The sequence below is a fragment of the Mycobacterium sp. genome, assembly GCF_044342925.1.
Taxonomy (GTDB): domain Bacteria; phylum Actinomycetota; class Actinomycetes; order Mycobacteriales; family Mycobacteriaceae; genus Mycobacterium.
The window spans coordinates 1-13,495 of the sequence record NZ_JBIIOV010000089.1; the positions used below are offsets into that span (position 1 = coordinate 1).

The following is a 13,495-nucleotide window of genomic DNA, read 5'->3' on the forward strand; positions in this document are numbered from 1 at the left end:
CCGCTACTGGCGTCGGGAGACACGATCGGCGTTGAACATCCGCCCGGGTGAGGCGGTGCTGGACCTGGCAGCCGGAACCGCGGTGTCGACGGTCGAACTGGCGAAGTCCGGGGCGTGGTGCCTGGCCGCGGACTTCTCGGTCGGCATGCTCCGCGCGGGTGGTCGCCGGCCCGTCCCCAAGGTGGCCGGTGACGCGACCCGGCTGCCCTTCGGCGATGACGTATTCGACGCGGTCACCATCAGCTTCGGCCTGCGCAACGTGGTCGATCCCGGTGCCGGACTGCGTGAGATGGCGCGGGTGACCAGGCCGGGCGGCCGGCTGGTGGTCTGCGAATTCTCCAGTCCCACGGTGCCGGTGTTGTCCACGGCGTACAAGGAGTACCTGATGCAGGCGCTGCCTCGGGTGGCCCGGGCGGTGTCGAGCAACCCCGATGCCTACGTCTACCTCGCCGAGTCCATCCGGGCCTGGCCCGATCAACCGGCGCTGGCCCGCCGTATCGAGGAGGCCGGCTGGTCGCAGGTGTGCTGGCGCAACCTGACCGGCGGCATCGTGGCGCTGCATGCCGCTGTCAAGCCGGGCTGAGGCGCCACGAACCGCTCTAGCTGAACGGTTTTCTCCGATCGGCGGCCCGTGATCCGGCGCCGGCGAAACGCCACGCCTGGGCCACCCAGTCGGCGTCGGCGTCGGTCACCAGGTTGCCCATCATCCGGACCGCGACTTCCATCAGCGCCGCCGACCGCATCGCCCGCGGGCCGGTCAGCGGCAGGAACCGGGGTAGCGTCAGCAACAGGGCGACGCGGCGGGCCACCGAGAAGCCGCGACCGTAGTGGTCCTGCAGCAGCGCCGGCCACGCCGCCGCCAGATCGGTGGCGCCCAGCATTTCCGCGGCCAGCCGCCCGGTCTCCAGCCCGTAGTCGATGCCCTCGCCGTTGAGGGGGTTCACGCACGCGGCGGCATCGCCGACCAGCATCCAGTTCGGCCCTGCCACCCCCGATACCGCACCGCCCATCGGCAGTAGCGCCGAGGACACCGCCCGGGGCGGACCGTCGAAGCCCCAATCCTTACTTTTCAGTGACGCGTAATGCTTGATCAGCGGCCGCAGCGCCACGTCGGCCGGACGTTTGGCGGTCGCCAGCGCTCCCACGCCAAGATTCACCTCACCGTTGCCCAGCGGGAAGATCCAGCCGTAGCCGGGCAGCACCTGGCCGTCGGTCGACCGCAGTTCCAAGTCCGAGAAAATCCACGGCTCCGATGCGCGAGGCGAGGCCAGGTAGGCGCGCGCGGCCACCCCGTACACGGTTTGCTGATGCCATTGGCGGCCCAGCGCTCGGCCCAGCGGCGAGCGCGCCCCGTCGGCGACGATCAGCCAGCGGCACGCCACCCGTCGGCCGTCGGCAAGCACCACCGCGGTCACCCGGCCCGCCGAATCGCGGATCACATCGACTGCCTTGTGCCCCAATAACATCGACGCTCCTGAGTCCTCGGCGACCTTGCGCACCCGGTCGTCGAGCTCGGTGCGCGGCACCGCCGAACTGCCGTCCGGAAATGACGGACCCGGCCAGCGCACTTCCACCGAACTGCCAAATCCGTCCATTCGCAGTCCGTGGTGGCGGATTCGCCCGGCCAGCCAGTCGCCCAGCCCGAGTCGCCGCAGCTCCAGCACCGCCCGCGGCGTCAGCCCGTCGCCGCACGCTTTGTCCCGCGGGAACTCGCATGCGTCGACCACCAGCACCTCGCGGCCGTCGCGCGCGGCCCATGCCGCAGCCGCCGACCCGGAGGGCCCGGCCCCGACCACCACGACGTCGGCTCGGCAGTCCACCTCAGATGAATTGGAGTCCACGGTGACAAGTATGTTGGCACTGTGAAAACTCCGGCGAGTGTGGTGGCTGGAGTCGACTTCGGCGACCTGGCCTTCGCGGCCCGTGTGCGCGACGGTGTCGCCCGCGTCGAGAACCTGATCGCGGCGGAATTGCGCGGGGCCGACGAGTTGATGACCGAAGCCGTGCTCCATCTGTTCGAGGCTGGCGGCAAGCGATTCCGGCCGCTGTTCACCGTGCTGTCGGCACATGTGGGGCCGGACCCGGAGAACCACGACGTGACCGTGGCCGGCGCCGTCATCGAGCTGGTGCACCTGGCGACGCTCTACCACGACGACGTGATGGACGAGGCTCTGGTGCGCCGCGGAGCACCGTCGGCGAATGCCCGGTGGGGCAACAACATCGCGATCCTCGCCGGGGATTATCTGTTCGCCACCTCCTCCCGGATGGTGTCGCAACTGGGCCCCGACGCGATGCGCATCGTCGCGGACACGTTCGCCCTCCTGGTCACCGGGCAGATGCGGGAAACCAAAGGAGCCAAAGACGGCGATGACGCCGTCTCGCACTACCTCCAGGTGGTTTCGGAGAAGACCGCCTGCCTGATCGCCGCCGCGGGCCGGTTCGGTAGCACCTACTCCGGTGCCACCCCGGACCAGGTGGAGAGACTCGGCCGGATCGGCGGCATCATCGGCACGGTCTTCCAGATCTCCGACGACATCATCGACATCGAGAGCGACCCCGACGAGTCCGGCAAGCTGCCGGGCACCGATCTTCGTGAAGGGGTGCACACACTTCCGGTGCTCTACGCGCTGTCCGAGGACGGACCGGCCGCCGACAGGCTGCGTGAACTGCTCAAAGGGCCGGTGACCGACGACGACGCGGTGGCCGAGGCGCTGACGCTGCTACGGGAGTCCGGAGGCATCGCCGCGGCCAAGGCGACCGTCCAGCAATACGCCGCGCAGGCTCGCGCCGAACTGGCCGAGCTGCCCGACGTGCCCGGACGCCGGGCGCTGGCTTCGCTGGTCGACTACACGGTTAACCGACACGGTTGACCGGTCGGAACTTCTACGGCGCCCTGAGGCGTTACTCTGCCGACAGACCGCTCGGAGGAGGACCTCGATGACCTGGCATCCCACCGCCAACCGGATGAAGACGTTTCTGCTGCTCGCCTTGATGTCCGGGCTCATCGTCTTCATCGGCGGATTGTTCGGCCGCAACGTGATGTACCTCTCGGTGCTGATGGCCGTCGGCATGAACATCTACGTGTACTTCAACAGCGACAAGCTCGCGCTGCGCGCCATGCAGGCCCAACCGGTCACCGAAGTGCAGGCCCCCCAGATCTACGCGATCGTCAAGGAGCTGGCCACCACGGCGCATCAGCCGATGCCCCGGCTCTACATCAGTGACACCGCCAACCCCAATGCCTTTGCCACCGGTCGTAATCCGCGTAACGCTGCGGTGTGTTGCACCACCGGGATCCTCAACATCCTCGATGAACGTGAACTGCGAGCGGTGCTGGGCCACGAGCTGTCCCACGTCTACAACCGAGACATTCTGATTTCCTGTGTGGCCGGCGCGATGGCGTCGATCATCACCGGTCTGGCTCAGATGGCCATGTTCGCCGGCGCTTTCGGCGGTAGTAGCAACCGCAACGGCGGCGGTGTGAATCCACTGGCGATGCTGCTTGTCTCGCTGCTCGGCCCGTTCGCGGCGACGCTCATCAAGATGGCGGTGTCGCGGTCGCGGGAGTACCAGGCCGACGAGTCGGGCGCGGAACTGTCCGGCGACCCCCTTGCGCTCGCGTCGGCGCTGCGCAAGATCAGCGGTGGGGTACAGCAGGCGCCGCTGCCGCCGAGCCCGCGGCTGGCAGATCAGGCGCACCTGATGATCGCCAGCCCGTTCCGGTCAGGTGAGAAGATGGCGCGGATGTTTTCGACGCATCCGCCGATCGAGGACCGCATCGCGCGGTTGGAGAAGATGGCCGGCGGGCGTTAGCCGGCCGCTACGGGGACTCGTTCCCGGAGCCGTGGCCTGAGTCGCTCGGGCCCGACTTGCCCGGGTTCCCGGGCGTGCCGGCCGCACCGGGGCCGACGGCCTTGCCGAGCCCGTCCTTGACGGCGTCGACAACCGAGCCCAACGCATCCTTGACCTTGCCCATGCCCGGAAGCTTCGGCATCGACGGGGGCGGCACTGGGTGGTCGGCGTCGGGCATGATGGCCGGGCCGAAGTCGTCCGGCGGTTGCGTCACATCCACCTTCGGGCCCCGCGGAAGATCGATGTCCGATTCCAGGATTTCGGTGTCGGGTGCCGGCGGCCCCGGGTCGATGGCCGGAATGGCTGTCTGCAGGTCGGGCCCGGCCGCCGGTACGGGTGCGGTGACAGTGGTCGGGCCCGACGGGTCGGCAGCGGGGATCGGCGCCGGCGCGACGAGGACCGGTGGGGCATCGTCGAGCGCCGGCTGCAGGATCGCCTGAACGTCGGCGCGCAGATTCTCGCCGATCCGCTTGTAGGCCACCACGGTCAGGTCGTTGACCTTCTGCACGATCGCGACGACACCGTCGGGATAGGTCACCGTGGTGGCCCTGGTGACCGGATCGGTATTGCAACTCAGTGCCCCGGTGCAGTCCACCTGGCCGTTGGCATCCACCGCCGGCTTCGACGGCGGGGGTGAGGCGTCCTCGGTGGTGGGCAGGACGGTCGGGTCGACCGTCGGGAAGACGTTGACGGTCGTCGCGTTGGAGGATTCCCCGTCCTGAACGGTGACCCGGAACGGCTCGTTGGGATTGCTGTCCGGACCCGTTCCGGAGGTTTTCAGCAGAGCGGCCAGTTCGGAGGCATCACCGGCGCCGTCGCCGATGGCGAAGACATCGGAGGTCGTCGCTCCGAAGACGTCCAGTGGGCCGCCGAAGCTGGCGTGGACGAAACCGTCGGGGGTCTGTGCGGTGGAGGCCAGCGCCATGAAGCCCGCGGCGACGCCGATGGCGGTTGCGCCAGCGCGCAGACCGTCCTTCACACGTCGATCCACGACTCCCTCTCTGGTTCTCAGTCTTTACTAAGACCAGTCATAGTTTAGGCCATTGGCCTATGTTCGAAACATCTACCTGTGCTGGGATTTCAGTTCGGTATGGTGTCGTGATGTTCCTCAGGTTAGCTGCCGTCGGGGCGGCACTTCCCTTGTTGGCTTTGCCGGTGAGCGCCTGGGCCGATCCTGGTCCCGCGCCTGCGCCTCCCCTACCCAATGTCAACGAATTTAAACCTCTGAATCCATCGGACTATGCGGTCCCCGGGACCACCTGGTACGGCTTTGCTGGCCCTCCCGGTGTGATCTGCATCATCAACAAGGCGAACAGCGACTACGGCTGCAGCGGCCCGCTTCCCGGCGCGCCGGGCGGCGCCAATCTGGTCAGTGCAGGGCCGGTCGGCGCGCCCGGCTTCTCGTCGACGGCGCAGCCACTTTTCTCAGCTGCCGGCGCGGTCAAGGCCCTGCCACCTGGCAGCCGCCTGAGTTTTCGCGACATCAGCTGCGGTGTCGACGACACAGGTACGGTCGCCTGCTTGAACAGCCGCGATCAGGTCGGCTTCGTCGTCAGCCCGACCGGCTCGTTCGTCAACGCGACCAACCCGATGCTGGACCGCCCCGAGGGCACCCCGATCTTGCCCGGGCTGCCGCCGATGATGCCCGGTCCGCCGCCGGGCTGAGCAGGGTCAGAACGGAGTGCCGTCGACCTCATGGCCGGGCTTCTGTGCCATCAAGCCACGGTAGGCCTGCTCGACGGTGGAGCCGTGATTGATCACCGCGTCGACCTCTTTGGCGATCGGCATATTGACGCCGTACTTGTCGGCGAAGTCCATGATCACGCTGGCGGCCTTGACGCCTTCGGCGACCTGATTCATACCCGCGATGATGTCCTGAACGCTCTTGCCGGAGCCCAGTTCCTCGCCGACGTGGCGGTTGCGGCTGCGCTTGGAGGTGCAGGTGACGATCAGGTCGCCCATGCCGGCCAGGCCGGAGAAGGTGTCGCGGTGACCGCCGATGGCCTCACCGAGCTTTGACATCTCGCGAACCGCGCGGGTCATCACCATGGCGCGGGTGTTTTCGCCGATACCCATGGCATAGCCCATGCCTACGGCAATGGCATAGACGTTCTTGAGCGCCCCGGCGATCTCGACGCCGGCCACGTCATCGCTGGTGTAGGTGCGAAATCTGCTGGTGCGGAACATGCTTGCCAGATCAGAGGCCAGGTTGCGGTCCGGCATGGCCAGCACCGCGGCGGCGGCGTAGCCCTCGGCGACCTCCTTGGCGATGTTCGGTCCGGCCAGGATGCCGGCCGGATGACCGGGCAGCACTTCCTCGACGATCTGGCTCATCCGCATGTTCGTGCCCTGTTCCAGACCTTTGACCAGACTGACCACCGGCACCCAGGGGCGAAGTTCCTTGCCGAGTTCGATGAGCACACTGCGGAACCCGTGCGACGGCACGCCCATGACGATCACGTCGGCGCAATTGGCGGCCTCGGCGAAATCGTTGGTGGCGCGCAGAGTTTCGGGCAGTACGACCTCCGCGCCGAGGTATTCTGAGTTGCGGTGGTTGGAGTTGATATCCGCGGCGGTGTCGGCTGATCGCACCCATTGCAGGGTGGGGCCGCGGCGGGCGCAGATCGATGCGACGGTGGTGCCCCAGGAGCCTCCGCCCAGCACGACGACTTGCGGTTTGCGGCGATCAGATGTCATGGCCACCAACGTAGTGCTGGTGCCCGTCTTTTACCGTCGGTTTTCTGGATGCGGCTAGCCCTGGCTTACCCCGCCAGCTGTGCCGGCGCGCGCACCCGCCCGAACACCATGTCTTCCTCGATCTTGTCCAGGAAGCGATAGTCCAGGGTGTCGGCGAGGAAGTCCTGGCGCACCACCCACGGGCGCTTGGTGGCGGACTTCGGCAAGGCGTGGGCGTTGCGCAGCACGTAGCCCGACTGCAGATCCCACGTTGGCTTCTCCGGCATGGGGCCGCCAGCCGGGTGCGGATAGGCGTGCGTGTAGCCGTGGGTCTTCATGTACTCGATCAACTTGGCCGTCGCGCGGGCGGTGATGTCGGCCCGCAGCGTCCACGATGCGTTGGTGTAGCCGATGCACCAGATCAGATTGGGCACGTCCTCAAGCATGTGCGCTTTGTAGGAGAACCGGTCCTGCGGCTTGACCTCGGCGCCGTCGACGCTGAGCCGAACCCCGCCCAACGCCAGCAGGTTCAAGCCGGTCGCCTTGACCACGATGTCGGCGTCGATGTGGCGTCCGGATGCGCACACGACGCCCGTCTGGTCGAAGTGGTCGATGTGGTCGGTGACGATGTCGAGGCTGCCATCGCTGATCGCCTCGAAGACGTCGCCGTCGGCTACCAGACACAAGCGCTGATCCCACGGGTTGTAGCGCGGCGTGAAGTCGCGGTCGACGGGATAACCGGCGGGCAGCATCTTGGTGTTCTGTCGGCGCACCACTTTCTTCATCGCGGTGGGCAGGGTACGGGCGAACACCCACATGACCTTCTCGAAGGCCAGTGACACCGTTCGCACGAACCAGTAGGACAGCTTGTTGGGCAACAGCTTTCGCAGAGGCTGCATCCACCGTGCCACTCGCGGCATCGAGAACAGGTAACCGGGGGAGCGCTGCAGCATGGTCACTTTGGCGGCCTTGCGGGCCAGCGCCGGCACCAGCGACACCGCGGTGGCCCCGGATCCGATGACCACCACCTTTTTCCCGGTGTAGTTCAGATCCTCGGGCCAGTGCTGAGGATGCACGACGGTGCCGCCGAAGTTCTCGATGCCGGGGAAGTCCGGGCTGTAGGGCTCGTCGTAGTTGTAGTAGCCGGAGCCGAAGAACACGAAGCGGCCCCGGTAGGTGCGCGGCGTGCCGTTCTGCTCGGTGTGCACCGTCCAGGTGTCGGTGCCCGAATCCCAGTCGGCGGAGGTCACCGTGGTGCTGAACCGAATGTGGCTGGTAATGCCGTGCTTGCGGGCGGTGTCCTCCATGTAGTCGCGGATCACATCGCCATCGGCCACGTACTCCTTGCCGGCCCACGGCTCCCAGGGCCAGCTCAAAGTGAAGATCGACGAGTCCGAGCGCACGCCCGGGTAGCGGAACAGATCCCACGTGCCGCCGATGCGGTCGCGTCGCTCCAGGATCACGTACCGGGTGCCCGGGTCGGCCTCGGCAAGCCGGTAGGCAGCCCCGATCCCGGAGATGCCTGCGCCGATGATGACAACGTCGTAGTCGCCGGTGGGGTGCTCGGAGGGTCGGGCATCTTCCTGGGGGCTGACGGTCATCGCGGTCCTCGCTCAGTGCGTACAGGGCTGACCTAGACGAGCTTATGCACCGACTGGTTGCACCTGCCAGGGATCGCGGCTCTGCCCTGCCCGCTACCGGTAATTGACGAACTGCAGCGCCACTTCAAGGTCCGCGCCCTTCAGCAGGGCGATGACGGCCTGCAGGTCGTCGCGGCTCTTGGAGGTCACCCGCACCTCCTCGCCCTGGATCTGGGTCTTGACGTTCTTGGGTGCCTCGTCGCGGATCAGCTTGGTGATCTTCTTGGCGTTCTCACTGCTGATTCCCTGCTTGATGGCGCCGCTGACCCGGTAGGTCTTACCGCTCGGTTGCGGGTCGCCGGCGTCGAAGGCCTTCATGGAGATGTCCCGGCGGATCAGCTTCTCCTTAAACACGTCGACGGCTGCCTTGGCGCGCTCCTCGGTGGACGAGATGATCTCGATGACCTCGTCGCCCTTCCAGGTGATGGAGGTGTCGGTGCCGCGGAAGTCGAACCGGGTGGCCAACTCTTTGGCGGCCTGGTTCAGTGCGTTGTCAACCTCCTGGCGGTCGACCTTGCTGACGATGTCGAACGACGAGTCCGCCACTTCGGTGCCTCCTGGTCATCGGCCGGGAACCGGCCCGGTTTGTGTCCGGGGTCCATCCTCGTTGTACCCTGCTACTCGCATCAAGCCGCGCTGTTCGGTTTGATCCCCAGGCAGGTTGCCCGAGCGGCCAATGGGAGCGGACTGTAAATCCGTCGGCGAAAGCCTACACAGGTTCGAATCCTGTACCTGCCACCCTGGTTGTGCCCTGCTTCGCGGGCACAGTGGCGTCTTTCATACGTCTCTCATACGTCGAGGAAGTCGACTTTCCCGCTGTCGAGGTTGTAGAAGGCGCCGATGACCTTGAGCTTGCCGCCCGTGAGTCGTTCCTCCAGCACCGGGCTTGCCCGCAGCGCGCGCACCCCTTCGCGCACCACTTCGCGGGCGCCGCCGTTGATTCGTTCTGCGCCGCCGATCCCTTGGGCTTCTATCTTTTGCACCGCCGGGATGATCGGGTCGACCAGGGCGCCGATCCGGCCCGGCATCGTGGTGTCGCCGGAATCCAGTGCCTTGACCGTCGAGGTGACCGCCCCGCAACTGGAGTGGCCCAACACCACCAACAGGGGAACCCCGAATTCCTCGACGCCGAATTCCAGTGAGCCGATGGCCGCGTCGTCGGCGATCGCCCCGGCGATACGCGCGTCGAAGATGTCGCCGAGCCCGCGGTCGAACACCAACTCCGGTGGGACCCGAGAATCGACGCAGCCCAGGACCCCGACGAACGGGTGCTGGCCGTGGGCCACCGTGAGCAGACGGGTGGCGCTGAGGTTTGGTTCGACCTCTTGCATCTCCACGAAACGTTTGTTGCCCTCGACCAACTTCGCCAGCGCTTGATCGGGCGTCAGTCCCGCCGTCTCCTCGGTCATCCCGTGCCGACCGTGAACGACATCGGCGGACGAATCCGCAGCGCGGGAATCTGCGGTGCGTGAGCATCCACCCAGCGCGACGACGCCGAGTCCGGCAACCGCGGCAGAGGCGAGGAAGCCGCGTCGTGACGGTGCGAACATGTGCATCCCCTCAAACAGACGAACGGTGGTCTCCCGGCGAAGGCGAGCATAATTCCGCTGCAACCGCTAGAGGGGCAAAAACGGTCTCTTCCGCTGGTTGGGCCTGGCGTTCTCCGGCTAGGGCTTCATCTCGTACACGCCGCTGTACGACAGCACCTCGGACACGAACGTGTTCTCGGCGTCGGCCTGGATGCGGGGCTTGCGCACGATCGTCATCGCGGCGGTGCTCTGCGCGTCGGTGGCCGAGGCCTGACCGTGCAGGGCGACCGCCTGATCGGCCATATCCTGGACAAACACCGCGAAGATGCGGTCCAGATGCGCCTCGGTGAGATCGGAGAGGTCTGAGACCGAACCCGGCCGGGTCGCACCGTTGTCCAGGGCCAGTGCTGCCGACTCCAGAATCAGCTGCGCATAGACGATCTGAGTGAACAGCTGGCCGAGGATCTGCAGGTAATCCAGATCCTTCTCTTGGGCCGCGGTCGGCGGGGCGGTGAGCACCAGGTGGGTGAAGGCGTCGATCTGCTCGCGAAAGCTCGCCACGTTGGGCAGATGCGAGAACCGGTCGAAGGCGGGACGCCAGTCGGCGAACCCGATCGAACCCAAACCCTTGGCCGGGCCCTGGTGGAACAGGTAGGCGTCGTCGCCGGCGTCCTGGCGCACCGGGACGGCGGGGTAGTCCTGCGCCGCACCGTGCGCGGCCCCGAGGTAGCGCGGCATGAACTTCAGCACCAGCGCGATGTTGACGTGGACGGTGCCTTCCAGCTTCGGCAGCGCGCGGATGTCGCTGGCCGCCCGGCTGAAGTAGGTGTCGCGCTCGAAGCCGCGGGCGGCGATGACGTCCCACAGCAGGTCGATCACCCGTTCGCCCTCGCTGGTGACCTTGGCCTTGGTGATCGGGTTGAACAGCAGGAACCGGCGATCGTCCTCGCTGGCGCAGCGGAAGTAGTCGCATGCGCGGGCGGCGAAGATCTTCATGGCCACCAGGCGCGCGTAGGCGTCGGCAAGCATTCGGCGCACGTGCGGGAACTCGGTGACCCGGTTGCCGTAAAGGATGCGGTTGTTGGCGTGGGTGACGGCCTCGTAGAACGAGTGCTCGCAGATGCCGATGCTGGCCCAGCCGAGGTTGACCTTGCCGACGTTGACCGTCGCCAGTGCGGCGTCCCAGGCCGGCTTGCCGATATGCAGGATGTCGTTGGCGGCCACCGGGTAACCGTGCAGATTGAACGCGGCCACGAACATCTGGCCGGCGACGACGTTCTTGATCAACTCGTAGGTCGGATGGCTGGGGTCGACGAGGAAAAACGCGTACTCGCCGGGGTGCTCCGGGTCGTTGTCGGCGAACTTGCCGAACACGCTCAACCGGCCGGCCGCGTTGCCGTTGCCGATGTACCACTTGCCGCCGCTGGCGGTGAACCCGCCGTCGGCGGTGCGGGTGAGGATCATGTCCGAGGAGTAGATGTCGGCGCCGTGCTCGCGCTCGGACAACCCAAACCCGAAGATATGGCCCTCGCCCAGCAGTTCGGCCACCCGCTTGCGGGCATCCTCGTTGCTGCTGAGCCACACCGGCCCCAGGCCGAGCACCGAGACCTGCCAGGCGTACCAGTGCGCCAGCGAGTAGAAGCCCAGGATCTCGTTGAGTTCGTTGATGCGCGCCAGATCCCAGCGGGCGTCATTTTTGCCGGGGTCGTCGCCGACGAGCTGGCCGACCTCGGCGGGGGTGGCGAAGTCGGCGAAGATTCGCTTGTCGGCAACCAGCTTGAGGTAGTCGGTGTACCACTCACCGGAGTAGTACTCGTCCTTGTTCTTGGCCAGGCCCTTGGTCTCGAAGAAGTCGACTAGCGCCAGCAGTTGCTGCCGGGTGCCCTCGTCGAACGAACTCGGGTCATAGTTACCGGGGTTGAACAGCAAAGACATCGATTCCTCCTGGAGCCGGCAATGGACGCCGAAGCCTTCAGCGTACTTCCGTCCGAGGTGCTTGGATAACGGGCGTGGAGCACCTCTTCAACACCGTTCTCGCCTTCAAAGAGCGTGGCCTGCTGCCCGACGCAGTCATGCGGATGCTGGTCCGCCAGATGTGCGGTGCCTGGGTCACGACGTTCGAGTGCGGCGGGGACACCGACAAGCAGGCGCACTACAAGAAAAAATACTTCGAGAAGCTGCGCGCCAGTGCCGGCGCCACCCACCAGGACGACGCCAACGTTCAGCACTACGAGGTGCCGACCGAGTTCTTCCACTTGATGCTGGGGCCGCACCTGAAGTACTCCTGCTGTCTGTTCCCGCAGCCGTCCACCAGCCTGGCCGAGGCGGAAGCCGCCATGCTGCACACGTTCCTGGAGGAGCGGCTGCGGCTTAGTGAACTCGTCAAGCGCACGACGACGCTGCGCGTACTCGACCTCGGCTGCGGCTGGGGATCACACGGCAGCTACGTGCTGGACAACTACGACAACGTCGACGTTACGTTCCTGTCCAACAGCGCAACTCAGCAGGAATACATCGCCTCCAAGAACGGGAAGCACGCCGGCCGTTTCACCTGTGTGAAAGCCGATGCCAGTTCGTTCGATGATCCCGGCTTTCGCGGCGCCTTCGACGTGATCGTGTCGTGCGAAATGCTCGAGCACATGAAGAACTACGACATGGTGCTCAAGAAGGTCAGCTCGTGGTTGAAGCCCGACGGCCGAATGATGGTGCAAATCTTGGGGAATCGGCGATTCGCCTACGACTTCAAGACCACCGACTGGATGGGGAAGTACTTTTTCGCCGGCGGCACCATGCCCAGTCGGGACCTCTTCGAGCACTTCCTGCCTCCCGATCTCAAGCAGGCCAAGGTGTGGGACGTCAACGGACGCGAGTACACCAAGACGCTCGACGCCTGGCTGCGCCGCCTCGACACCAACAAGGCTCAGTGCCTGCAGGCCCTGGAGGGTGGACCGACCTCAGCGTCCATCGCACTGGAGCGCTGGCGGATGTTCCTGCTGTTCTGCTCGGAGGTCTTCGCCTACCGCGACGGCAACGAGTGGATGGTATTCCACTATCTGTTCGAGAAGCTCGAAGTGTGAGTAACTTGCGAATTTCCAAGTGGCTCAACCAGATGCAAGGAATTCTTCGAATCTCTCCGCGAGCCTTTCCTGAGAAGGCCTGTCAGCTGCCCTAACGGGGAGGGCAAGCAGGCGTCTGTCCATCTCCTGTAATCCGTGTCGGAGCATCGGGCCATCCGATTCCTCCATCAGTGATGAGTTGATTCGCACAACGTAATCAGGCGAAACACCAAGAAGATTCGCGTCGTAAGCGGCGTGGTGAATCTTGCAGAGACTCAGTCCATTCTGAACGACTGGTAGGCCGTGCGGCTTGCCGTCCCCGATAATGTGAGCGGCATCCAGCAATTCGCCGTGCCTTAGCGTGCAAACTGCACACTTCTGAGCGTAGGCCAGCAGTACACGCCCTCGAAACTCCGGTTGGTGGAGTCGTTGTTTGACGGCCCTAAGCGCGTAGGCCCTTTCGATCGGATCGAGATGAAGGGGGTCGGTGACGAATCGAAGACTTTGATCGAGTGCAAGCAAGAAACGACGGTTCGGACGGTCATCGGCGACGACGTACACAGGAAAGATGGGAACGAATATTCCTGGCATGATGGTTCGTAGCAGGATTATGGGTAGCTCCAGATCGAGAGCCCGGCGCAGCTTTCGATTGTCGCCCTCAAGGGTTCCGGCGCGGTAGTCGTATGCGAAGAGTTGTTCCGTCAACTCTGAATCATTATACGGTCCAGCGGGATTCGAGATG

General features: G+C 65.6%; 13 protein-coding genes and 1 tRNA gene. 6 read left to right on the top strand and 8 right to left on the bottom strand.

Features of this window, described 5'->3' with window-relative positions:
- Positions 1 to 583: demethylmenaquinone methyltransferase (locus ADBZ6I_RS10650; protein WP_526383581.1), on the top strand; the 583-nt coding region annotated here is incomplete at its 5' end.
- Positions 584 to 599: 16 nt separating this feature from the next.
- On the opposite strand, the gene menJ is transcribed toward ADBZ6I_RS10650, so the two are convergent.
- The gene (menJ, locus tag ADBZ6I_RS10655) at positions 600 to 1,820 is read right to left on the bottom strand and encodes a menaquinone reductase MenJ (RefSeq protein WP_526383603.1); all 1,221 of its coding nucleotides are present in this window, start codon (positions 1,818 to 1,820) and stop codon (positions 600 to 602) included.
- A 42-nt stretch (positions 1,821 to 1,862) separates the two neighbouring features.
- Between menJ and grcC1 the strand changes: the two genes are divergently transcribed.
- Positions 1,863 to 2,870 (top strand): nonaprenyl/(2E,6E)-farnesyl/geranylgeranyl diphosphat synthase, encoded by a 1,008-nt coding sequence (gene grcC1 / locus ADBZ6I_RS10660; RefSeq protein WP_526383583.1) that lies wholly within the window; start codon positions 1,863 to 1,865, stop codon positions 2,868 to 2,870.
- A 67-nt stretch (positions 2,871 to 2,937) separates the two neighbouring features.
- On the top strand, positions 2,938 to 3,813 hold the full coding sequence (gene htpX, locus ADBZ6I_RS10665) for a zinc metalloprotease HtpX (RefSeq protein ID WP_526383585.1): 876 nt from the start codon (positions 2,938 to 2,940) through the stop codon (positions 3,811 to 3,813).
- A 7-nt stretch (positions 3,814 to 3,820) separates the two neighbouring features.
- On the opposite strand, the gene ADBZ6I_RS10670 is transcribed toward htpX, so the two are convergent.
- Positions 3,821 to 4,843, bottom strand: coding sequence for a hypothetical protein (locus ADBZ6I_RS10670; RefSeq protein ID WP_526383587.1), 1,023 nt, complete (start codon positions 4,841 to 4,843; stop codon positions 3,821 to 3,823).
- 110 nt (positions 4,844 to 4,953) lie between these two features.
- Between ADBZ6I_RS10670 and ADBZ6I_RS10675 the strand changes: the two genes are divergently transcribed.
- Positions 4,954 to 5,517: a hypothetical protein gene (locus ADBZ6I_RS10675; RefSeq protein WP_526383605.1), complete on the top strand. Its 564-nt coding sequence runs from the start codon at positions 4,954 to 4,956 to the stop codon at positions 5,515 to 5,517.
- Positions 5,518 to 5,523: 6 nt separating this feature from the next.
- On the opposite strand, the gene ADBZ6I_RS10680 is transcribed toward ADBZ6I_RS10675, so the two are convergent.
- From ADBZ6I_RS10680 to ADBZ6I_RS10690, 3 genes are all read right to left on the bottom strand, one after another.
- Positions 5,524 to 6,549: an NAD(P)H-dependent glycerol-3-phosphate dehydrogenase gene (locus tag ADBZ6I_RS10680; RefSeq protein WP_526383589.1), complete on the bottom strand. Its 1,026-nt coding sequence runs from the start codon at positions 6,547 to 6,549 to the stop codon at positions 5,524 to 5,526.
- A 65-nt stretch (positions 6,550 to 6,614) separates the two neighbouring features.
- Positions 6,615 to 8,129 carry a flavin-containing monooxygenase gene (locus ADBZ6I_RS10685; protein WP_526383591.1) on the bottom strand — a complete coding sequence of 505 codons (1,515 nt, stop codon included), beginning with the start codon at positions 8,127 to 8,129 and terminating at the stop codon, positions 6,615 to 6,617.
- Between the two features lie 93 nt (positions 8,130 to 8,222).
- Entirely contained in the window at positions 8,223 to 8,714 is a 492-nt protein-coding gene (locus tag ADBZ6I_RS10690) for a YajQ family cyclic di-GMP-binding protein (RefSeq protein WP_526383593.1), read from the bottom strand.
- A gap of 109 nt (positions 8,715 to 8,823) precedes the next feature.
- Here ADBZ6I_RS10690 and ADBZ6I_RS10695 point away from each other — a divergent pair.
- Positions 8,824 to 8,906: transfer RNA gene (locus tag ADBZ6I_RS10695), tRNA-Tyr, on the top strand.
- Between the two features lie 50 nt (positions 8,907 to 8,956).
- On the opposite strand, the gene ADBZ6I_RS10700 is transcribed toward ADBZ6I_RS10695, so the two are convergent.
- Both ADBZ6I_RS10700 and ADBZ6I_RS10705 read right to left on the bottom strand, forming a co-directional pair.
- Positions 8,957 to 9,577, bottom strand: a complete 621-nt coding sequence (locus tag ADBZ6I_RS10700; RefSeq protein WP_526383595.1) for a carbonic anhydrase — start codon at positions 9,575 to 9,577, stop codon at positions 8,957 to 8,959.
- 258 nt (positions 9,578 to 9,835) lie between these two features.
- The gene (locus tag ADBZ6I_RS10705) at positions 9,836 to 11,632 is read right to left on the bottom strand and encodes an acyl-CoA dehydrogenase family protein (protein ID WP_526383597.1); all 1,797 of its coding nucleotides are present in this window, start codon (positions 11,630 to 11,632) and stop codon (positions 9,836 to 9,838) included.
- A 74-nt stretch (positions 11,633 to 11,706) separates the two neighbouring features.
- On the opposite strand from ADBZ6I_RS10705, the gene ADBZ6I_RS10710 reads away from it, so the two are divergent.
- Complete coding sequence (locus tag ADBZ6I_RS10710) at positions 11,707 to 12,774, top strand: SAM-dependent methyltransferase (RefSeq protein ID WP_526383599.1); 1,068 nt, start codon at positions 11,707 to 11,709, stop codon at positions 12,772 to 12,774.
- Positions 12,775 to 12,798: 24 nt separating this feature from the next.
- Here ADBZ6I_RS10710 and ADBZ6I_RS10715 read toward each other — a convergent pair.
- Positions 12,799 to 13,495: HNH endonuclease (locus ADBZ6I_RS10715; RefSeq protein ID WP_526383601.1), on the bottom strand; the 697-nt coding region annotated here is incomplete at its 5' end.